Source organism: Streptomyces sp. CB01249 (genome assembly GCF_001905735.1).
Lineage (GTDB): Bacteria > Actinomycetota > Actinomycetes > Streptomycetales > Streptomycetaceae > Streptomyces.
This window is the reverse complement of sequence record NZ_LISW01000002.1, coordinates 899,887-920,122: the sequence shown is the minus strand read 5'-3', so window position 1 is coordinate 920,122 and position 20,236 is coordinate 899,887. Positions and strand designations below refer to the sequence as shown.

Genomic DNA, 20,236 nt, shown 5'->3' with positions numbered 1-20,236 from the left:
AAGCCGGGCGGCCGGTGCGTCACCGCACGGTCGCCCGGCTCCGTCCCTTACTTGACCTTGATCTGCTCGTACACCGGGACGCTGAACTGGTTCAGCGAGACGTTGGTGACGTTCTCCGAGTAGCCGGCGCTGCCGTTCTGGTACCAGAGCGGGATGACGGGCATCTGCTGGACCATGACCTTCTCGGCGTCCTGGAAGGTGGAGACGGCCTTGGCCTTGTCGGACTCGGCGTTGGCCTTGTCCACGAGGTCGTCGAACTGCTTGTTGTTCCACTTGCCGTCGTTGGACGAGGCGTTGGTGTAGTACACGGGCTGCAGGAAGTTCTGGATGAGCGGGTAGTCCATCTGCCAGCCCGCACGCCAGGCGCCGTGCAGCTTCTGCTGGGAGACCTGGCTGCGGAAGTCGGCGAAGGTGCCGACGGGGGCGCCCACGCACGCCTTGTTGTTGCCCATGACCTTGTTGATGCTGTTGCAGACGGCGTCGACCCATTCCTTGTGGGAGCCGGTGTCGCCGTTGTACGAGATCTTGAGCTGGCCGCCGGGGATGCCGCCGCCGTCCTCGATCATCTTCTTGGCCTCGGCGGCGTTGTACGTGCACTCCTTGCCGCAGAGCCCCTTCTTGAAGCCGCCGTCCGCGCCGAGGACCGGGGAGGTCCAGTCGGACGCCGGGGTGCGGGTCTTCTGGAAGATCTGGTCGGTGATCTGCGGGCGGTTGATCGCCATCGAGAGGCCCTGGCGGACCTTGACCGCGCCGGCCGTGTTCCAGTTCTTGTCGTAGAACGGGAAGGCGAGGGTCTGGATGATGCCGGCCGGGGTGTTGATGTAGCGGTCGCCGAGGTCCGCCTTGACGTTCTTGAGCTGCGAGGCGGGCACGTCGTCCACGAGGTCGAGGTTGCCGGCCGTCAGGTCGGTGTAGGCGGTGTTGTTGTCGGTGTAGACCTTGAGGTCGATGCCGCCGTTCTGCGCCTTGTCGTCCCCGGGGTAGTCGTCCCACTTGCGCAGGCTCATCGAGGAGCCCTTGGTGTACTTGTCGATGGTGTACGGACCGTTGCCGATGGGCTTGGACAACCAGGCGGCGTGGTCGGTGAAGAAGGTCTTGGGGAGCGGCGCGAAGGCCGGGTAGCCGAGGGTGTCGGGCCACAGCGAGAACTTCTGCGACAGCTTGACCGTGAAGGTCTTGTCGTCCACGACCTTGAGGCCGGACAGCTTGGTGGCGGTGGCCTTCCCGGTCTCCGGGTGCACCTTGTCGTAGCCGTCGATGTAGCCGAAGAAGTAGGCGTTCTTCTGGTTGTTCTTCAGGAGGGCGCCGTAGTTCCAGGCGTCCACGAAGGAGTTGGCGGTGATCTTCTCGCCGTTGCTGAAGGTCCAGCCGTCCTTCACCGTGACGGTGAAGTTCTGGTTGTCCTTGGACTCGATCTTCTCGGCCAGCATGTTGGTGGCCTCGCCGGTCTTCGGGTCGTACTTCTTCAGACCCCGGAAGACCATGTCGAGGACCTTGCCGCCCTGCACCTCGTTGGTGTTGGCCGGCTCCAGCGGGTTCTGCGGGTCACCCCAGGACGAGCTGACGATCCCGTCGGCGCCACCTCCACCGCCACCGCTGTCGCCCCCGCCGCAGGCCGTCGCCGCCAGGGCGACGGCCGCCGCACATGCGGCCCACTTGACGTGTGTGGCTCCGCGCATGGAGTGCCTCCTCATTGTGCTCCGGCTTACGTGAGGTCAAATATCACCTCAGAACGGGGCGTACGCATATCTACTCCCCCCATTCGGGCATGGCGGCGACCGTCCGGACGCCGGCGAACACCCCCGGACACCGGATTCCGGACGCGTACACGACACTCCGCCGGGCACCCCCACCCCCTCTGACGAGCGGCGAAGCGGTAACGACGGGGCAACAAACCGGCATCGGCCGCATAGCGCCACATCCGGATGTACGAATTCCGAGACAATGCCGCCCGGATATCGGACTCAATGCCCGGATTGCATTGAATTGCAGAGCAATATGCCTTGGAACGAGTAAACGCAAGGCAAAGGACTCGCCATGCAAAGGTCATGGATGAGTCAAGGGGCCAAAGAGCAGACCAAGGCGGCTCGACATTCATTGACCCTGCGTGAATTGCGTTGAAAAAGTCCGGGTAGCCCGTGGGTGTGCCCTGCGGAGTCCTTCGACCCTCCGGGCCAGGAGCACCATGACGATTCCAACCTCGAACGCAGCAGCCCCTCTTGAGGCGGCGGATGTGACGGCGGCCCTTCCGCCCGAGACCGCCTCCGGCAAGGGAGGCGACGGCCGGTCGCCCGGAAAGCTCGCCTGGCGGCGCTTCAAGCGGGACCGCACCGGCGTGATTTCCGCGTATGTGGTCATTTTCTTCTTCGTGGTGGGCATTGCCGCCCCGCTGATCGCGAAGCTGTACGGAAAGGACCCGTACACGACGTACGGGCAGAACGACACCAGCCTGCTGGACGACTTCGGCTCCCCGGTCCTTCCCAACGGCGGCATCAGCGGCGACTTCTGGTTCGGCATCGAGCCCGGCCTCGGCCGGGACGTCTTCACCTTCCTGCTCTACGGCATCCGCAACTCCCTGCTCATCGCCGCCGCCACCACGCTGCTCGTCACCGTGATCGGCATCGCGATCGGCATCACCGCGGGCTACCTCGGGGGCAAGACGGACTACCTGGTCGGCCGGGTCATCGACATCCTGCTGGCCTTCCCGTCCACGCTCTTCTTCATCGCCTTCTGGCCCGTACTGCTCTCGATCCTGGTCGACCCGGAGGAGAACACTCCGGTCTGGCTGACCGTGGTCACCCTGATCTCGGTCATGACCGCCTTCGGCTGGGCCTCCATCGCCCGTCTGCTGCGCGGTGAGGTGCTGGCCCTGCGCGAACGCGAGTTCGTGGAGGCCGCCAAGGTCACCGGCGCGTCCCCGGCGCGGATCATCTTCAAGGAACTGCTGCCCAACCTCTGGACGCCGATCCTGATCCAGGCCACGCTCGCGCTGCCCGCGTACGTGACGGCGGAAGCGGGTCTCGCCTTCCTCGGCGTCGGGCTGACCTCACCGACCCCGGACTGGGGCGTGATGATCCAGCGCGGCTCGGACGTCTACCAGAGCGACATCACGTTCATGCTCTTCCCCGGCGCGTCGATGGTGATCTTCGTGATCGCCTTCAACCTCCTCGGCGACTCCGTGCGCGACGCACTGGACCCCAAGACCAAGCGCTGAATCCGCCGTACTCCGGACGGGCGACGGGGCCCACCCGGATCCATCGTTTCTCCACTCGACCAGAGCAGGAAGCCATGTCTCTCTCCCGCAGAAACTTCGTCATCGCCACGTCGGTCGCGGCCGGCGGCACGATGGTGCTCACCGCCTGCAGCAGCGGCAGCTCCACCGCCGGCAAGGGCGACAAGAGCAAGGGCCACGGCGGCACCGACAAGTACACCGGCTCGGTGGTCGTTGGCACCAAGGAGGACTCCACGGGCGCCGCTCCGGAGATCCCGGGCGCCAAGAAGGGCGGGACGATCCGCGGCATCGCGCCGGACGACTTCTCGCACCTGGACCCGCAGCGCATCTACTTCTCGTGGAACTCCGCGGTCGGTGACCTCTTCATCCGCTGCCTGACCGGCTACAAGATCGCCTCCGACGGCTCGATGAAGCTCGTCGGCGACCTCGCCACCGACGCCGGCACCACCAAGGACGGCGGCAAGACCTGGGCGTTCACGCTCAAGGACAACCTCAAGTGGGAGGACGGCAAGGAGCTCACCGTCGAGGACGTGCGCCACGGCATCGAGCGCGGCTTCGCCAGCTTCACCACCGAGGGCGCGGGCTACGCCCAGCAGGCGCTCACCGGCACCACCGACTTCCGCGGCAAGTACAAGGGCCCGTTCAGCGGCAAGCACCTCGACTCGGTCGTGGTCGACAAGGCCGCGAAGAGCATCACCTTCAAGCTCGCCGAGGCCCGCCCGGACTTCAACTTCACCCTGGCGATGAGCTCCTACGGTGCCGTCCCGGTCAAGGGCGACAGCAAGGAGAAGTACGACAAGGACCCGGTGTCCTGCGGCCCGTACCGCATCAAGTCGCACTCCGTCGACAAGTCGATGACCCTGGTCCGCAACGAGCACTGGGACCCGAACAACGACGCGATCCGCAACGCGTACCCGGACAGCATCGTCTACGAGTTCGGCCCCGAGTCGCTCCAGGCCACCGACCGGCTGATCGCCGACTCCGGCGACGACCAGTACGCCGTCATGGCGTACAGCGGTGTCCCGGCCGAGCGCATCCAGAAGGTCCTGACCGACCCCGAGCTGAAGAAGCGCACCTTCAACGGTCTGCTCACCGGCCTCTACTACTACGCGATCAACACCAAGCGCATCACCGACCTGAAGGTGCGCCAGGCCCTGATCCACGCGTGGCCGCTGGAGCAGATCCGCAAGATCTACGGTGGTCCCTCGGCCGGTGACTACGCCACGTCCATCCTGAGCCCCGACATCCTGGGCTACGCCAAGGACGACGTCTACGGCAAGCTGAAGAAGCCGCAGGGCGACCCGGAGAAGGCGAAGGCGCTGCTGAAGGAGGCGGGCAAGGAGGGTCAGAAGATCGTCTACGCCTTCCCGCAGAGCAACACCTACGACAAGACCAAGGTCGTCATCGAGAACGCCCTCAAGGCCGCCGGCTTCGAGCCCGTCCTCAAGCCGCTGGAGTCCACCAGCTACTACGACGGCGTCCAGAAGATCGACAACAAGTTCGACGTGATGTGGTTCGGCTGGGCCCCGGACTGGCCGACCGGCTACACCCTGGTGCAGCCGCTGTTCGACGGCGGCACCATCGCGGACGGCGCGAACAACATCTCGCAGCTGAACGTCGACTGGGTCAACGAGGCCATCAAGAAGAACGTCACCATCGCGGACCCGGTCGAGGCCGGCAAGCAGTGGGCCGCGCTCGACAAGCGGATCATGTCGGAGGAGGCGCCGATCATCCCCGAGACGTTCCAGCGCCGCTTCTACCTGTACGGCTCGAAGGTCGGCGGGGCCATGTTCCACCCGCAGTACTCCTCGGCCATCTTCTACAAGCTCTTCGTGAAGGCGTAGCCGACACCCCCCGAGGCGGGGCGCCCCTGCGGCGCCCCGCCCGCTCCCCTCCCCCTCGTCGGCGTCTGCCAGGGAAATCCATCGCCATGTTCCGCTTCCTCATCCGCCGGGCAATCGGCGCACTGGTCATCCTGCTGATCATCAGTGCCATCACCTTCGTCCTCTTCTACGTCGCGCCCCGCGACCCCGCGCGCGCGGCCTGCGGCAAGATCTGCACGCCGGAGACGCTGGCGCTGGTCAAGCAGAACCTCGGCATCGCCGACCCGCTGCCCGTGCAGTACTGGCACTGGCTGGAGGGCGTGTTCGTCGGACGCGACTACAGCTCGTTCGGCCACTGCCCCGCGCCGTGCCTGGGCTACTCGTTCCGCAACCGCGAGCCGGTCCTCGCCACCATCATGGACCGCCTCCCCACGACGCTCTCCCTCTCCGTCGGCAGCGCGGTCGTCTTCGTGCTCTTCGGTGTGGGCACCGGCATGCTGGCCGCCGTGAAGCAGGGCAAGGCGCTGGACAAGGTCGCCTCCTCGGCGTCCCTGATCGGCTCCTCGATGCAGATCTACATCGTCGGCGTGGTCGCCATGTACTACCTGAGCGACCAGTGGCACATCCTCAGCCGTCCCAAGGACGTCGCGTTCACCCAGGACCCGGCCGGCTGGTTCGCCGGACTGCTGCTGCCCTGGATGGTGCTGGCGCTGATCTTCACCGCCAACTACACGCGTATGACCCGCTCCCAGCTCGTGGAGACGATGAGCGAGGACTACGTCCGCACCGCCCGGGCCAAGGGCCTGTCCCGGCGCACCGTCTTCTTCCGGTTCGCCTGGCGCGGCGCGATGGGCCCGATCGTCACCATCTTCGGACTCGATCTCGGCCTGCTGCTCGGCGGCGCGATCATCACCGAGAAGACCTTCGGTCTGCACGGCATCGGCGCCCTGTCGATCAAGGCGGTCTACGACAACGACCTGCCGATGATCCTCGGCGTCGTCCTGGTCGCGGCGGCGGCAATCGTCCTCTTCAACATCATCGTCGACGCCGTCTACGCCCTCATCGACCCACGCGTCCGCCTCGCCTAGGGAGAGACCCCATGAGCACCCCCTTCCTCTCCGTACGCGACCTGCGCGTGCACTTCTCCAGCGAAGACGGCATGGTCAAGGCCGTCGACGGGCTCTCCTTCGACCTGGAGCGCGGCAAGACCCTCGGCATCGTCGGCGAGTCCGGCTCCGGCAAGTCCGTCACCAACCTGGCGATCCTCGGGCTGCACCACCCCGACCACACCGAGATCGAGGGCGAGATCCTGCTCGACGGGCAGGACCTGCTGTCCGCCTCCGAGCGGGAGCTGGAGCGGCTGCGCGGCAACAAGATGGCCATGGTCTTCCAGGACGCCCTGGCCTCGCTGTCGCCGTACCACACGATCGGCAAGCAGATCGGCGAGACGTTCCGCAAGCACACCGGCGCCTCCAAGCAGGAGGCCCGGGCGCGGGCGATCGAGATGCTCACCAAGGTGGGCATCCCGCAGCCGAACCTGCGCGTGGACGACTACCCGCACCAGTTCTCCGGCGGTATGCGCCAGCGCGCGATGATCGCCATGTCGCTGGTCTGCGACCCCGCGCTGCTGATCGCGGACGAGCCGACGACCGCGCTGGACGTCACCGTGCAGGCCCAGATCATGGACCTGCTCAAGGACCTCCAGCAGGAGTTCGGCACCTCGATCATCTTCATCACCCACGACCTGGGCGTCATCGCCGACATCGCGGACGACGTCCTCGTGATGTACGGCGGGCGCTGTGTGGAGCGGGGTACGAAGAAGGAGGTGCTGCGCACGCCCCAGCACCCGTACACCTGGGGGCTGCTGGGCTCGATGCCCACCCTCGAAGGCCCGGTGGACGTGCCGCTCTCGCCGATCCCGGGTACCCCGCCGAGCCTCCTCAACCCGCCGAGCGGCTGCCGCTTCCACCCGCGGTGCTCGTTCACCGAGCAGGTCGGCGGCGACCGCTGCTCGGCCCAGCAGCCTCCGCTGGACCTGGTGTCCGGGCGCGGGGCGGCCTGCCACCTGACCCCGGAGCAGCGCGTGGAGTTCTTCACCGACTTCGCCGGCACCCGGGCCAACTGACGTACAAGAGACGGGACTTTCCCACCATGAGCAGCACCGATCCCCTCCTGGACGTCTCCGGACTCACCAAGCACTTCCCGATCAAGGGCGGCTTCCCGATCCGGCGGACCGTCGGGGCCGTCCAGGCCGTGGACGGACTGGACTTCACCGTCGCCGAGGGCGAGAGCCTGGGCCTGGTCGGTGAGTCCGGCTGCGGCAAGTCGACCACGGGCCGGCTGGTCACCCGGCTCCTCGAACCGACCGCGGGCCGGATCACCTACCGCGGGCAGGACATCACGCACGCCGGGCGCAAGCAGCTGGCGCCGGTCCGCTCCGAGATCCAGATGATCTTCCAGGACCCGTACGCCTCGCTGAACCCGCGCCAGACGGTCGGCAAGATCGTGTCGGCGCCGATGGAGGTCAACGGCATCGAGCCGCCCGGCGGCCGCGAGGCCCGGGTGCGGGAGCTGCTGGAGACGGTCGGGCTCAACCCGGAGCACTACAACCGCTTCCCGCACGAGTTCTCCGGCGGTCAGCGCCAGCGCATCGGGGTCGCCCGCGCGCTGGCCCTGGAGCCGAAGCTGATCGTGGCGGACGAGCCGGTGTCGGCGCTGGACGTGTCGATCCAGGCGCAGGTGGTCAACCTGCTGCAGAAGCTCCAGAAGGAGCTGGGGATCGCCTTCCTGTTCATCGCCCACGACCTGGCGGTCGTACGGCACTTCTCGCAGCGCGTGGCCGTGATGTACCTCGGCCGGATCGTGGAGATCGCGGACCGCGACGACCTGTACGGGAATCCGCGTCACCCCTACACCCGGGCGCTGCTCTCCGCCGTGCCCGAGGCCACCGCGGACGACACCCCGGCCCGTGACCGCATCCGGCTCACCGGTGACGTCCCGTCCCCCGTCAACCCGCCCTCGGGCTGCCGCTTCCGCACCCGGTGCTGGAAGGCAACGGACAAGTGCGCGAGCGAGGCGCCCCCGCTGGTCCGGGTCTCCAGCAGCCGTGAGGGCCACCTGACGGCCTGCCACTACCCGGAGGACACCCAGTCGGTGGCCGCCGTCCCGCAGGCCCGTACGGCGGACGCGAGGCCCGCCAAGAGCCTCGGCAAGGAGGACGCGAGGCCCGCCGGGAGCCTGGAGAAGGACGGCGGGTCCGAAGACCGCGAGGCGCGAGGCTGACACCCCTCGCCTCGGCCCCGGGGCCGTACGCCCGGCGCGGGACCCGACCGGTCCCCGCCCCCCGTACGGCTCCGGCCGGGGGAACCGGGCACGCAACGGCCCATTGACCCGAGCACCCTGCGAGCCCGGTTCCCGGTACACGGGAAAGGCGCCCCGGAACCGATCGGTTCCGGGGCGCCATTTGTTGTGCGCGCGGTGTTACGAGGCCGCGTGCACCACGTCCTTCTCCTCCGCGAAGTGGCAGGCCGACTCGTGGGCGGCCGGCGTCTTCGAGGTCTTGAAGCGCTCGGGGACCGCGAGGAGCGGTACCTCGGTGGCGCACTTGTCCTGGGCCTTCCAGCAGCGGGTGCGGAAGCGGCAGCCCGACGGCGGGTTGGCCGGCGAGGGGACGTCACCGGAGAGGATGATCCGCTCGCGGCCCTCGCGGGCCTCCGGGTCGGGAACCGGGACGGCCGACAGCAGCGCCTGGGTGTAGGGGTGCGTCGGGTGGTCGTAGATCTGGACGTCCGTACCGATCTCGGCCATCTTGCCGAGGTACATGACGCCGACCCGGTCCGAGATGTGCCGGACGATCGACAGGTCGTGCGCGATGAAGAGGTAGGACAGGTTGAACTCGTCCTGGAGCTTCTCCATCAGGTTGACGACCTGCGCCTGCACCGACACGTCGAGCGCGGAGACCGGCTCGTCGCAGATGATGATCTCCGGGTTGAGCGCGAGGCCGCGGGCGATGCCGATGCGCTGGCGCTGACCGCCGGAGAACTGGTGCGGGTACCGGTTGATGTACTCCGGGTTGAGGCCGACGACGTCCAGGAGCTCCTGGACACGCCGCCGCCGGTCGCCCTTGGGGGCCACCTCGGGGTGGATCTCGTACGTCTCGCCGATGATGTCGCCCACCGTCATACGGGGGTTGAGCGAGGTGTACGGGTCCTGGAACACCATCTGGATGTTGCGGCGGACGGCCTTCAGCGCGCGGCCGGACAGCTTGGTGATGTCCTGGCCCTTGTAGAAGACCTCGCCGGCGGTGGCCCGCTCCAGCGTCATCAGCAGCTTGGCGACGGTGGACTTGCCACAGCCGGACTCGCCGACGATGCCCAGCGTCTCGCCCGCGTACAGGTCGAACGAGATGCCGTCGACGGCCTTGACGGCGCCGACCTGCTTCTTGAAGAGGATGCCCTGCGTCAGCGGGAAGTGCTTGACGAGGTTGCGCACCTGGAGGATCGGCTCCCCCTGCGACACGGGCGCGTCGATGGCGGCTACGGCCTCCGCCTCGCTCGCCGCGTCGACGGTCTCCACCTCGGAGACGTTGGGGGTGGCGTCCACGGACTCCTTCGAGATGTCAGCCATGGATCGTCTCCTTCCAGAAGTGACAGGCGCTGCGGCGGCCGGCCAGCTCGGTGCCGTCCTGCTCGGTCACCGGCTGGAGGGCCGGAATGTCCGAACGGCAGATGTCCTGGGCCATGGTGCAGCGCGGGTTGAACGCGCAGCCCGACGGCACGTGCAGCAGGTTGGGCGGCAGGCCCTTGATCGCGAAGAGCTCCTGGCCCTTCTGGTCCAGGCGCGGGATCGAGGCCAGCAGACCCTTGGTGTACGGGTGCGCGGGGCGCTTGTAGATCTCGTGCACCGGGGCGGTCTCGACGATCCGGCCCGCGTACATCACGGCGATCTTGTCGGCGACGTCCGCGACGACACCCAGGTCGTGGGTGATCAGGATCAGGCCCATGTTGTACTCGCGCTGGAGCTCCGCGAGCAGGTCCATCACCTGGGCCTGGACGGTCACGTCGAGCGCGGTGGTCGGCTCGTCCGCGATGATCAGGTCCGGCTCCAGGGCGAGCGCCATCGCGATCATGATGCGCTGGCGCATACCGCCGGAGAACTGGTGCGGGTAGTCCGAGACCCGGGCCGCGGCGGCCGGGATCTTCACCTGGTCCATCAGCTCGATGGCCTTGGCGCGGGCTTCCTTCTTGGACAGGCCCTGGTGGACCCGGAACATCTCGCCGAGCTGGTAGCCGACGGTGAGGACCGGGTTCAGCGAGGACAGCGCGTCCTGGAAGATCATGGCGATCTTCTGGCCGCGGATCTTCCGGCGCTCCTCGTTGGACATCTTGAGCATGTCCTGGCCGCGGAAGAGGATCTCGCCCTGCGGGATCTTGCCGGGCGGCATGTCGAGGATGCCCATGATGGCCTGCGCCGTCACGGACTTGCCGGAACCGGACTCGCCGAGGACGGCGAGGGTCTCGCCGGCGTCCACGCTGTAGTTGACCCCGTTGACCGCCTTGGCCACACCGTCGCGGGTGTGGAACTCCACGTGCAGGTCACGGACTTCGAGCAGGGGACCGACGTGGTCGTCACCCCGGCGTGCGGACGGGACTTCGGCGGTCTTGTTGATGGTGGCCACGTTCGCCCTCCTATCGCGACTTCGGATCGAGGGCGTTGCGGACGGCTTCGCCGAGCATGATGAACGCCAGAACGGTGATGCTGAGCATGATCGACGGGTAGATCAGGATGTGCTGGGCCACCCGGATCTGGTTCGAGCCCGTCGAGATGTCGATGCCCCACGAGATGGTCGGGTCGGCGAGACCGAGGCCCAGGTACGACAGGGTCGCCTCGGCCGAGATGTACACACCCAGCGAGATGGTGGCGACGACGATCACCGGCGCCATCACGTTCGGCAGGATGTGCCGGAACATGATCCGGGTGGTGCTCGCACCGAGCGCCCGGGCCGCCTGGACGTAGTCGGCCTCCTTGACGGTCATCACCGCGCCACGCATGACACGGGCGATCTGCGTCCAGCCGAGGAACGCCAGGGCGAGCACGACGACCCACACCTTGCGCTCGCTGAAGGACTGGAGCACAACCATCGCGCCGAGCAGGAAGGGCAGGCCCAGGAAGATGTTGGTGAAGCCCGAGAGGATCGCGTCGACCCAGCCGCCGAAGAAACCGGACAGCATGCCGATGAGGCCGCCGAACACGGTCACCAGCACGGTGACGCAGACGCCGACGGTGATCGAGGCGCGGGTGCCGTAGATGACGCGGGCGTAGACGCTGCGGCCCTGCCCGTCGTATCCGAGCCAGCCCTCCGAGCCGATCTTGCTCAGCTCGGGCTTCTTCAGGAAGTGCTTCCCGAGGTCCGCGTGGGTCGCCGAGGCCCCGGTGAACAGGCCGGGGAAGACGGCTATCACCAGGAGGATGACGATGAGGACGGACGACACCAGGAAGTACGGGTTGCGACGCAGGTCGGCCCAGGCGTCGCCCCACAGGCTGCGCGCCTTGGCGGCCTTCACCACGGAGGTCGGGTCCGTGACGGGGCCGTGGACGTCCTCGGGCGCGGGTGCGGTCTTGGTCACGTCAGGCATAACGGATCCTCGGGTCCAGGACCGCGTACAGCAGGTCGACGATCAGGGTCATGAACAGGTAGACGAGCACCAGGATGGTGACGAGGCCCACCAGGGTGGTGCCTTCACGCCGGGTGATCGACTCGACGATGGTGCCGCCGATGCCCTTGACGTTGAAGACGGACTCGGTGACGACCGCACCGCCCATCAGGGCGCCCAGGTCGGTGCCCAGGAAGGTGATGACGGGGATCATCGAGTTGCGCATCAGGTGCACACCGATGATGCGGCTCTTGGGAAGTCCCTTGGCGACGGCCGTACGCATGTAGTCGGACCGCAGGTTCTCGGCCATCGTCGTACGGGTCAGTCGCGCCACGTACGCGAGGGAGAGCGAGCCGAGCACGATGGCCGGGGTCAGTAGCTCGCTCCAGGTCGCCTCGTTCGAGACGTTGGGCGAGATCAGCCCCAGCTGGTCGGCGAAGACGGACTTCACGATGTGCGCCAGCACGAAGACGGGGATCGAGATGATCAGCAGCGTCAGGATCAGCACCACGTTGTCGGCCAGCCGGCCGGCCCGCAGACCCGCGACCATGCCCAGGCCGATGCCGAGGATGATCTCGATGACGAACGCCATGCCCGCCAGTCGCAGGGTGACCGGGAAGGCGTCGCCGAGCACGTCGGTGACGGGGCGTCCGCTGGCTATCTGGTTGCCGAAGTCCCCATGAAAGACCATGCCCTTCATGTAGTCCCAGTACTGCACCAGAATCGGCTGGTCCAGTCCGAGCTTGTGCCGCATCGCTTCCAGAGTGGCCGGATCGGCCCCCTTGTCCCCGAAGAGCCCGCGCACGGGGTCGCCGGGCAGCGTGTAGACCATCAGGAAGATCAGCAGCGTTGTCCCGAGAAAGACCGGGATCATCTGGAGCAGTCGTCGTGCGACATAGCGCCCCATCATGCCTCCATGTAATAGGCGGCGGCAGCCGACGGGCCCTCCCCCGCGCCGACTACCCCTGAGGGTGAATCGGTTGCGTGGAAGGGCCCCCCGGCCACTGCGTGCGGCAGGCGCGGGACCGTCCTTCTGTGTCGGTCCCGCGCGTGCGCGCGGACTACGTCGGTGTGATTACTTCTTGACCTCGACCTGCGTCAGGATCGGGTCGCCGTCCTGCGCGTAGTCGACGTTCTGGACCTTCTCCGAGTAGCCGGCGTTGACCTTGTAGTACCAGAGCGGGATGGAGGGCATGTAGTTCACCAGCTCCTTCTCGATCTTCTGGTACGCGGCGACGGAGTCCTCGAGGGAGGCGGCGGAGTCGGCCTTCTTGATCTCCGCGTCCAGGCCCTTGTTCGAGAAGTCGCCCTGGTTGCCCGCGGCGCCGGTACGGAACAGGTCCGAGATGAAGTTGGCGTTCACCGGGTAGTCGAGCACCCAGCCGGAGCGGTACAGGGACTTGACCTGCTTGTCGTCACGCGCGTTGGTATCGGCCTGGAAGTCGGCCTTCGAGTCGGTGGTGCAGTTGACACCGGTGGACTGCTTGATGCTGTTGCAGACCGCCTCGACCCATTCCTTGTGGCCGCCGTCGGCGTTGAACTGGATCGAGATCTTGTTGCCCGGAACGCCGCCGCCTTCCTTGATGAGCTTCTTGGCCTGGGCGGGGTCGTACTTGGTGACGTCACCGGTGGCGTTCGGCTGGTAGCCGAGCACACCCTTGGCGACCCAGCCGGTGGCGGGCTCGCGGGTGCCCTGGAGCACGGTCTTGGTGATCGTGTCGCGGTCGATGCCCATCGACAGGCCCTGGAGGACCTTCGGGTCGATGTTCTTCCACTGGTCGGTGTAGAACGCGACGGCGATCGTCTGGATGGCGGAGTACGCCTTGTCCACGGCGCGGTCGCCGAGGTCGGACCGGTAGACCGGGAGGTCCTTCGGGCCGATCTGGCGGAGCACGTCGACGTTGCCGGACTTCAGGTCCTCGTAGGCGGTCTCGAGGGTGGTGTAGTTCTTGAAGATCACACCACCGTTCTTCGCCTTGTCGAGACCCTTGTAGTCGTCGTTGCGGACGACCTTGATCTGCTTCTTGTGGTCCCAGCTGACGAACTTGTACGCGCCGTTGCCGACCGGCTTCTCACCGGCGGCCTTCGGGTCCGCGTAGAAGGACTCGGGCAGCGGCGAGAAGACCGTGTAGCCGAGCTTGTACGAGAAGTACGGCAGCGGGGCGTTGAGCTCGATGGTGAACGTGTAGTCGTCCACCTTCTTCAGACCGGACATGGTGTCCGACTTCGGCTTGGCCTTCGCGTCGTCCGGGTGGACGTCCGCGTAGCCCTTGATGTCGCCGAACCAGGACGCGTTGGTCTGGTCGTTCTTGATGTTGGCGGCCCAGTTCCAGGCCTTGATGTAGGACTCGGCCGTGACGGGGGTGCCGTCGTGGAACTTCCAGTCCTTCTTGAGCTTGACCGTCCAGAGCTTGGAGTCCTTGGTGTCGACGGACTCGGCGTTGATCATCTCAAGCTTGCCGGAGGCGTCGTAGTCCACCAGCTGCGAGAAGATCGCGTCGGTGACGATGCTGCCGTTCGACTCCATCGTGTTCGCCGGCTGCAGCGGGTTCTGCGGCTCGCCGACCTCGACGGAGAAGATGCCGTCCGGGTTCACCGCGCCCTTGGCGGTCTTGCTGCCCTTGTCGGCATCGTCGTCGCCGCCACCGCAGGCAGTCGCAGCCAGGGCGATGATGGCCGCTCCCGCGACCCACTTGGCGCTCTTGGCACCACGCATGGGTTTCCTCCTCATGAGTCCACTTTTGACTACAAGAAGGGCACTGGGTTGATACACCGACACCCCTGACGGTGATCGTTTCAGTGCCCTTAGTGTGCTCGTGAGTCGGCGCACTCCCCACAGTGCGTGACCCATTGACCCGAGCTCAATGGAGCCAACTATTAAGTACGACTGGGCTGTAAACCACACTTAAAGGGTCTCGGTTTGACAACATCCGACCCTTGCGCGGACCAAAATCCGGACAAAGCGATCCCAGACAGACACCCCCGAAACGGACTGTTAACACATGTTTCGGAGAGCAACCTCCGATAATCGGACGCATTTGTCTCACATGCTGGTCAGACAAGCCTAAAACCGGTTGACCATGACCGAGGGCCCCCACAGTGTCTGTGAGGGCCCTGGGCTACGGCAATGCCTTGCGCTGACGGATCGTCGGCCGGAAATCGCCTACCGGCGCCGGCTCAGCCGTGCTTGGCGCGCGACGCGCTGCGGTTGCGCTCCTTCTGGTCGAGGACGACCTTGCGGATGCGGACGGCCTCCGGGGTCACCTCGACGCACTCGTCGTCGCGGCAGAACTCCAGGGACTGCTCCAGCGAGAGCTTGCGCGGCGGGACGATCGCCTCGAAGGAGTCGGCCGACGAGGACCGCATGTTCGTGAGCTTCTTCTCCTTGGTGATGTTCACGTCCATGTCGTCGGCGCGCGAGTTCTCGCCGACGATCATGCCCTCGTACACCTCGGTACCGGGGTCGGTGAACAGCACGCCGCGCTCCTGGAGGTTCGTCATCGCGAAGGCGGTGACGGCACCGGCGCGGTCGGCGACCAGCGAACCGTTGTTACGAGTCGTCAGGGTGCCGAACCACGGCTCGTGGCCCTCGTGGATGGAGTGCGCGATACCCGTACCGCGGGTGTTCGTCAGGAACTCCGTACGGAAGCCGATGAGGCCGCGGGACGGGACGACGAACTCCATGCGGACCCAGCCGGAGCCGTGGTTCGACATGTTGTCCATGCGGCCCTTGCGGACGCCCATGAGCTGCGTGACGGCGCCCATGTGCTCCTCGGGCACGTCGATCGTCATGCGCTCGACGGGCTCGTGGGTCTTGCCGTCGACGTCCTTGGTGACCACCTGGGGCTTGCCGATGGTCATCTCGAAGCCCTCGCGGCGCATCTGCTCGACCAGGATGGCCAGCGCCAGCTCACCGCGGCCCTGCACCTCCCAGGCGTCGGGGCGCTCGGTGTCCAGGACGCGCAGCGAGACGTTACCGATCAGCTCGCGGTCCAGGCGGTCCTTGACCTGGCGGGCGGTGACCTTGCGGTCCTTGACCGCGGCCTTGGCGTCCGCGCCCTTGCCGGTGCCGCCCCGGCCGACGAGCGGCGAGGTGTTGGTGCCGATGGTCATCGAGATCGCGGGCTCGTCCACCGTGATCAGGGGCAGCGCGACCGGGTTCTCCGGGTCGGCGAGCGTCTCACCGATCATGATCTCCGGGATACCGGCGACGGCGCAGATGTCACCGGGGCCGGCCACCTCGGCGGGCTTGCGGGTGAGCGCCTCGGTCATCATCAGCTCGGTGATGCGCACGTTCTGGATCGAGCCGTCGCGCTTGATCCAGGCGACGGTCTGGCCCTTGCGCAGCTCGCCCTCCTCGACACGGAGGAGCGCGATGCGGCCGAGGAAGTTGTCGGCGTCGAGGTTGGTGACGTGGGCCTGGAGCGGCGCGTTCTCCTCGTACGTCGGGGCCGGCACGTGCTCCAGGATCGCGGAGAAGAACGGCTCCAGGCTGGTGGAGTCCGCCGGGACGGTGCCGTCCTCCGGCTTGGTCAGCGAGGCGATGCCGTCACGGCCGCACGCGTAGACGATCGGGAACTCGATCTGCTCCTCGTCCGCGTCCAGGTCGAGGAAGAGGTCGTAGGTCTCGTTGACGACCTCGTCGATCCGGGAGTCGGGGCGGTCCGTCTTGTTGATGCACAGAATGACGGGCAGCCGCTGCTGGAGCGCCTTGCGCAGCACGAAGCGGGTCTGCGGGAGCGGGCCCTCGGAGGCGTCGACCAGAAGCACGACCGCGTCCACCATCGACAGGCCGCGCTCGACCTCGCCACCGAAGTCGGCGTGGCCGGGGGTGTCGATGATGTTGATGGTGATGACGTCGCCGCCATCCTTGGGGTGGTACTTCACGGCCGTGTTCTTGGCCAGGATCGTGATGCCCTTCTCACGCTCCAGGTCGTTCGAGTCCATCATGCGGTCGTCGAGCGACTCGGCGGCGTGCGCGGCGAAGGAGCCGGCCTGCTTGAGCATGGCATCGACGATGGTCGTCTTGCCGTGGTCGACGTGGGCGACGATGGCTACGTTACGGATGTCGTGGCGCGTGGGCATGGTGTGGCTTGCGCTTCTCTCGGATCGGGGATTCAGGCGCCTGGGTCGGTCTTGAGTCCTCGTACGCCCGCCGGGCGGACGCGCCACGGCTACTCCCATGGTACGGGCCCGGCGGGTGGAGGGCTTCCCGGCGGGGTTCCTAGGCCGGGCAGGACAGTCTGAACGCCTCGTGCGCGGCGGCCGACGCCTTCTTGTCCAGCGGTTCCTCGCAGCTGATGAGTCCGCCGCCCGAGCTGGGCCAGGTGACCACGTGCCCCGTGGTCGTCCTCCGGCCCTCACCGCTTCCGCAGGTGTACCGGAAGTCGGTCTCGACCAGGCGGACGAAGCTGTAGGAGATGAGCCGGACGGTGCGGTGCGAGCCACCGGCCTCGCCGCCGCCCGGATCGATCTCCGCGTACTCCCCCGGTTCGCCCAGCCCCGAGCCCATGTCCGGGTCGTCTTCCTTCTCCGTGAATCCGAGGTGCGTGCTCAGTGCGAAGAGCACCTGCTTCGGGTCCAGGCGCGGGCCCTGGGACACCACGGACGCCTGGTCCGTACGCAGTCGCCGGACGGGCTCGGTCAGCTTGGTCATTTTGCCGGACCCGTGCGCGATGCGCTGCGGGTCGGCGAGCCCGTTCAGTACGGAACGGTCCTGCATGTTGAACCAGGTGTACGTACCGCCCCGGCACGCCTGCGGCTCCCGGGCGACGGTCTTGTCCGCCTTGTCCGCCGCCGCCCTCGCCGATCCGGACGGCTTCGCGTCGGCGCTCCCGCCGTCTGCCGACGAGCAGCCGCTGACGCACGTGAGGGCCGCCGCGACGATCGCGGCGGCCGCTCCGAGGTGCACTCGTGTCCGCTTCATGGTCCCGCCCCCGTGGTCCGTTCTTCCGGTGGAATTCACCGGTGGTCACGGACCACGGTTGCCGTAACGGACCTCACGGACAAGTGACTTGAGCAGTTCCAGAGGTGTGGATTTCCGGCTACTTCTTCCGGTCGGCCGGGGCGCCCGCCGCCTGCGGGGCCTTGTAGCCGATGTCCTGGTAGTGCGGGACGCCGAGGCCGAAGGCGCCGACGTTCACGAGCTGCTTGCCGGTGGCGACGAGCTGGGGGCGCTGGAAGAGGGGAATCGATCCGGCGGCGGCCCAGATGCGGGCGTCCGCCTTGCGCATGAGGTCCCGGGCGGCCTTCTCGTCCAGCTCCGACGCCGCCTGGTCGAAGAGCTGGTCGATGTGGTCCGTACCGACGCGGGTGTAGTTCTGCTCCACGAGCAGCGAGCCGTCCGATGCGGGCAGCGGCTTGGCGTAGATCGGGCGGTCGTCGGTGGCCGGGTAGGCGGTGGCGGGCCAGGAGTACAGGGCCATGTCGTAGTCGCCGGAGGCCACGTGGTCGCGGAAGTAGCTGTCGTCGGAGACCTTGGTGATCTCGGTGCGGATGCCGATCGTGTCGAGCATCGCGGCGATCTTCTCGCCGACGCTGCGCAGTCCGGCCGAGCCGGGCCCGGACGGCAGGACGAAGCGCAGGCTCAGCGGCTTGCCGTTCTTGCCGAGCGGACCGCGCGCGGTGTCGGCCGCCTTGGCGGGCGCGGCGGTCCCCGCGGGCGCGTAGGCCCCGGCGGCGCCTCCGGGCTGCCGGTCCTGGGCCCGGATCGCGTCCCGGGCGTCCTCCGAGGTGCCCGTGGAGCCGAGGTACCCGGCCTGGCGCAGCAGGGCGACGCTCTGCGCGGCGGCGTCGGGGGCCGGGGCGAGGACGTGGGTGCCGGGGGCGCCGGGCTTGTCGTCGCCGACGATGTAGAGGCCGTCGTCGGCGGCGGGCTCGCCCGCGGCGCGGTTGCCCTTGCCGTCGTCCGCGTCCTTTCCGGCGCTCCCCTTCTTCTCGTCGGCGTCCTTCTTCTTCTCGCCCTCGCTGCCGGCCTTGGTGCCGTCGCTCCGGCTCAGCGCGCCCTCGCGCGTCCAGCCCGCGTCGGCGAGCAGCGCCTGCGCCTGCTCGGTGTCCTGCTTGCCGAGCGCGTCGCTGCCGTCCCGGTACGCGGGCTGCCCGGCGACGGCGAGGTGGCTGCCGAGCGGCTGCGCGGGCAGTCCGAGCGGCTTCAGCACGGTGTCGGCGAGCTCCTGGCGGTCCAGGGCGCGGGCGACGGCCCGGCGCACCCGGTCGTCGGCGAGCGGTCCGGTCTCGCCGTTCAGCGCGAGCTGGGTGTAGGCGGGCTCCAGGGACTTGCGGACCACGAAGGCGCGCAGCCCGCTCTGCTCGGTGGCGTACGCGTCGGCGGCCTTGGCCTTGTCGTCCCGCGCCTCCTGCTCCTTCTCGGCCGCCTCCTCGTCGGTGCCGTGCGCCACGGCCCAGGAGCGCAGGGCGTCCGCCGGGCCCTGCGCGGCGCCGGGGCCGCTTGCGGGCGGTGCGCCGGCCGCGCCCTCGCGGGCGGCCTGGGCGATGCGGTGGGCGGTGGTGGAGTCGATGTCGGCGATGTCGACGGCGCCCTCGGCCAGCGCGTCGGTGCGGTCCTCGGGCTTGACGGCCTTGAAGACCAGCGAGTCCAGCTTGGCGCGGCCGCCCCACCAGCGCGGGTCGCGGGTCAGCGTGACGGAGCCGGTCTTCTTGTCCACCTCGCGCAGCCGGAACGGCCCGGCCGTCGCCTTGAGGGTGGTGCGGGCGCCGTCGTTGAAGGCGTCCGGGGAGCCGGTCACCTGCTTCGGGTAGAGCGGTGAGAACAGCGAGCGCCAGTCCGCGTACGGCTTGGCGAAGGTGACCTTGACCTCCAGGTCGTCGTGGCCGCGCTCGATCTTCTCGATGCGTTCGTACCCGGCGTTGCGGGCGGTCCAGAACGCGGAGTCCTTGCCGCTGAGCGCCCGCCACTGGGCGACGAAGTCCGGGGCGCCGATCCCCCGGCCGTCGCTCCAGACGGCCTGCTGGTTGAGGCGGTAGACGACGACCTGGCGGGGTTCGGTCTCGGTCACCTTCGCGGATTCGAGGTAGTCCGGGTTGAGCTGCGGCCGGCCCTGGGAGTCGAGCGGGAAGAGGGTCGGCAGCAGGGCGCCGGTGATCCGGTTGGTGGCGCTGTCGGCGTCCGCCTGGAAGGCGTTGAAGGTGGCGGGGAGCGCGTCGATCGCCCAGGTGACCTTGCCCCCGTCGGCGACCTGGGCGCGGGCGGCGCGGGCCACGTCCTGCGGTACGGCGGCGACGGCCGCGGTGTCCTTCTCGCCCGAGCTGCATCCGGCCAGCGCGGGGAGGGTGAGGACGCCTGCGGTGAGGAGGGCGGGGATGCGCCTCTTTCGGGCCGTCCCGCGCGGGACTCCGACGTGGGACATGGCTGATACCTCCGGGGACGGCCCGGCCCGCACCGGGAAAGGGCCTGATTGAGCGTTTTTGGTGGCATTTGCAGTTGATCACACTGGTTCCGCCCCTCCACTGAAAACGCCCTCGCGCGGGAACGCCGTGCCGACACGGCGGGTACGCCCCGAAGCCCACCC

The 20,236-nt window shown here is 67.8% G+C and carries 14 protein-coding genes; 5 read left to right on the top strand and 9 right to left on the bottom strand.

Translation table 11 applies throughout. From position 1 onward, the window contains the following. Positions 1-47: 47 nt before the first annotated feature. Entirely contained in the window at positions 48-1,679 is a 1,632-nt protein-coding gene (locus tag AMK18_RS12640) for a peptide ABC transporter substrate-binding protein (RefSeq protein WP_073862858.1), read from the bottom strand. Positions 1,680-2,185: 506 nt separating this feature from the next. Between AMK18_RS12640 and AMK18_RS12635 the strand changes: the two genes are divergently transcribed. From AMK18_RS12635 to AMK18_RS12615, 5 genes are all read left to right on the top strand, one after another. Continuing rightward, the gene (locus tag AMK18_RS12635) at positions 2,186-3,214 is read left to right on the top strand and encodes an ABC transporter permease (RefSeq protein ID WP_198956986.1); all 1,029 of its coding nucleotides are present in this window, start codon (positions 2,186-2,188) and stop codon (positions 3,212-3,214) included. A 74-nt stretch (positions 3,215-3,288) separates the two neighbouring features. Next, positions 3,289-5,076, top strand: a complete 1,788-nt coding sequence (locus AMK18_RS12630) for an ABC transporter substrate-binding protein (protein WP_018100856.1) — start codon at positions 3,289-3,291, stop codon at positions 5,074-5,076. 86 nt (positions 5,077-5,162) lie between these two features. Further along, positions 5,163-6,143 (top strand): ABC transporter permease, encoded by a 981-nt coding sequence (locus AMK18_RS12625; protein WP_018100857.1) that lies wholly within the window; start codon positions 5,163-5,165, stop codon positions 6,141-6,143. Positions 6,144-6,154: 11 nt separating this feature from the next. After that, entirely contained in the window at positions 6,155-7,180 is a 1,026-nt protein-coding gene (locus AMK18_RS12620) for an ABC transporter ATP-binding protein (RefSeq protein WP_018100858.1), read from the top strand. A gap of 26 nt (positions 7,181-7,206) precedes the next feature. Then, a complete protein-coding gene (locus AMK18_RS12615; protein ID WP_073862857.1) occupies positions 7,207-8,337 on the top strand; it encodes an ABC transporter ATP-binding protein in 1,131 nt (376 codons plus the stop codon). 198 nt (positions 8,338-8,535) lie between these two features. Here AMK18_RS12615 and AMK18_RS12610 read toward each other — a convergent pair whose 3' ends face one another. The 8 genes from AMK18_RS12610 to AMK18_RS12575 form a co-directional block, all read right to left on the bottom strand. Then, positions 8,536-9,681 carry an ABC transporter ATP-binding protein gene (locus tag AMK18_RS12610; protein WP_018100860.1) on the bottom strand — a complete coding sequence of 382 codons (1,146 nt, stop codon included), beginning with the start codon at positions 9,679-9,681 and terminating at the stop codon, positions 8,536-8,538. Beyond that, the gene (locus AMK18_RS12605) at positions 9,674-10,732 is read right to left on the bottom strand and encodes an ABC transporter ATP-binding protein (protein ID WP_073862856.1); all 1,059 of its coding nucleotides are present in this window, start codon (positions 10,730-10,732) and stop codon (positions 9,674-9,676) included. Before AMK18_RS12605 ends, AMK18_RS12610 begins: the two co-directional genes overlap by 8 nt. 10 nt (positions 10,733-10,742) lie before the next feature. Then, on the bottom strand, positions 10,743-11,690 hold the full coding sequence (locus AMK18_RS12600; RefSeq protein WP_018100862.1) for an ABC transporter permease: 948 nt from the start codon (positions 11,688-11,690) through the stop codon (positions 10,743-10,745). Further along, positions 11,683-12,615 (bottom strand): ABC transporter permease, encoded by a 933-nt coding sequence (locus tag AMK18_RS12595; protein WP_018100863.1) that lies wholly within the window; start codon positions 12,613-12,615, stop codon positions 11,683-11,685. Before AMK18_RS12595 ends, AMK18_RS12600 begins: the two co-directional genes overlap by 8 nt. 168 nt (positions 12,616-12,783) lie before the next feature. Next, entirely contained in the window at positions 12,784-14,424 is a 1,641-nt protein-coding gene (locus AMK18_RS12590) for a peptide ABC transporter substrate-binding protein (protein WP_018100864.1), read from the bottom strand. Between the two features lie 461 nt (positions 14,425-14,885). After that, positions 14,886-16,793, bottom strand: coding sequence for a translational GTPase TypA (gene typA / locus AMK18_RS12585; protein WP_018100865.1), 1,908 nt, complete (start codon positions 16,791-16,793; stop codon positions 14,886-14,888). 139 nt (positions 16,794-16,932) lie between these two features. Further along, on the bottom strand, positions 16,933-17,634 hold the full coding sequence (locus tag AMK18_RS35220) for a hypothetical protein (RefSeq protein ID WP_241836556.1): 702 nt from the start codon (positions 17,632-17,634) through the stop codon (positions 16,933-16,935). A gap of 118 nt (positions 17,635-17,752) precedes the next feature. After that, positions 17,753-20,074, bottom strand: a complete 2,322-nt coding sequence (locus AMK18_RS12575) for an ABC transporter family substrate-binding protein (RefSeq protein ID WP_073862855.1) — start codon at positions 20,072-20,074, stop codon at positions 17,753-17,755. Positions 20,075-20,236: the final 162 nt, after the last annotated feature.

Coding starts and splice junctions, on each gene's coding strand:
- AMK18_RS12640 (WP_073862858.1), bottom strand. CDS start 1,679: ATGCGCGGAGCCACACACGTCAAGTGGGCCGCATGTGCGGCGGCCGTC.
- AMK18_RS12635 (WP_198956986.1), top strand. CDS start 2,186: ATGACGATTCCAACCTCGAACGCAGCAGCCCCTCTTGAGGCGGCGGAT.
- AMK18_RS12630 (WP_018100856.1), top strand. CDS start 3,289: ATGTCTCTCTCCCGCAGAAACTTCGTCATCGCCACGTCGGTCGCGGCC.
- AMK18_RS12625 (WP_018100857.1), top strand. CDS start 5,163: ATGTTCCGCTTCCTCATCCGCCGGGCAATCGGCGCACTGGTCATCCTG.
- AMK18_RS12620 (WP_018100858.1), top strand. CDS start 6,155: ATGAGCACCCCCTTCCTCTCCGTACGCGACCTGCGCGTGCACTTCTCC.
- AMK18_RS12615 (WP_073862857.1), top strand. CDS start 7,207: ATGAGCAGCACCGATCCCCTCCTGGACGTCTCCGGACTCACCAAGCAC.
- AMK18_RS12610 (WP_018100860.1), bottom strand. CDS start 9,681: ATGGCTGACATCTCGAAGGAGTCCGTGGACGCCACCCCCAACGTCTCC.
- AMK18_RS12600 (WP_018100862.1), bottom strand. CDS start 11,690: ATGCCTGACGTGACCAAGACCGCACCCGCGCCCGAGGACGTCCACGGC.
- AMK18_RS12595 (WP_018100863.1), bottom strand. CDS start 12,615: ATGGGGCGCTATGTCGCACGACGACTGCTCCAGATGATCCCGGTCTTT.
- AMK18_RS12590 (WP_018100864.1), bottom strand. CDS start 14,424: ATGCGTGGTGCCAAGAGCGCCAAGTGGGTCGCGGGAGCGGCCATCATC.
- typA (WP_018100865.1), bottom strand. CDS start 16,793: ATGCCCACGCGCCACGACATCCGTAACGTAGCCATCGTCGCCCACGTC.
- AMK18_RS35220 (WP_241836556.1), bottom strand. CDS start 17,634: ATGAAGCGGACACGAGTGCACCTCGGAGCGGCCGCCGCGATCGTCGCG.
- AMK18_RS12575 (WP_073862855.1), bottom strand. CDS start 20,074: ATGTCCCACGTCGGAGTCCCGCGCGGGACGGCCCGAAAGAGGCGCATC.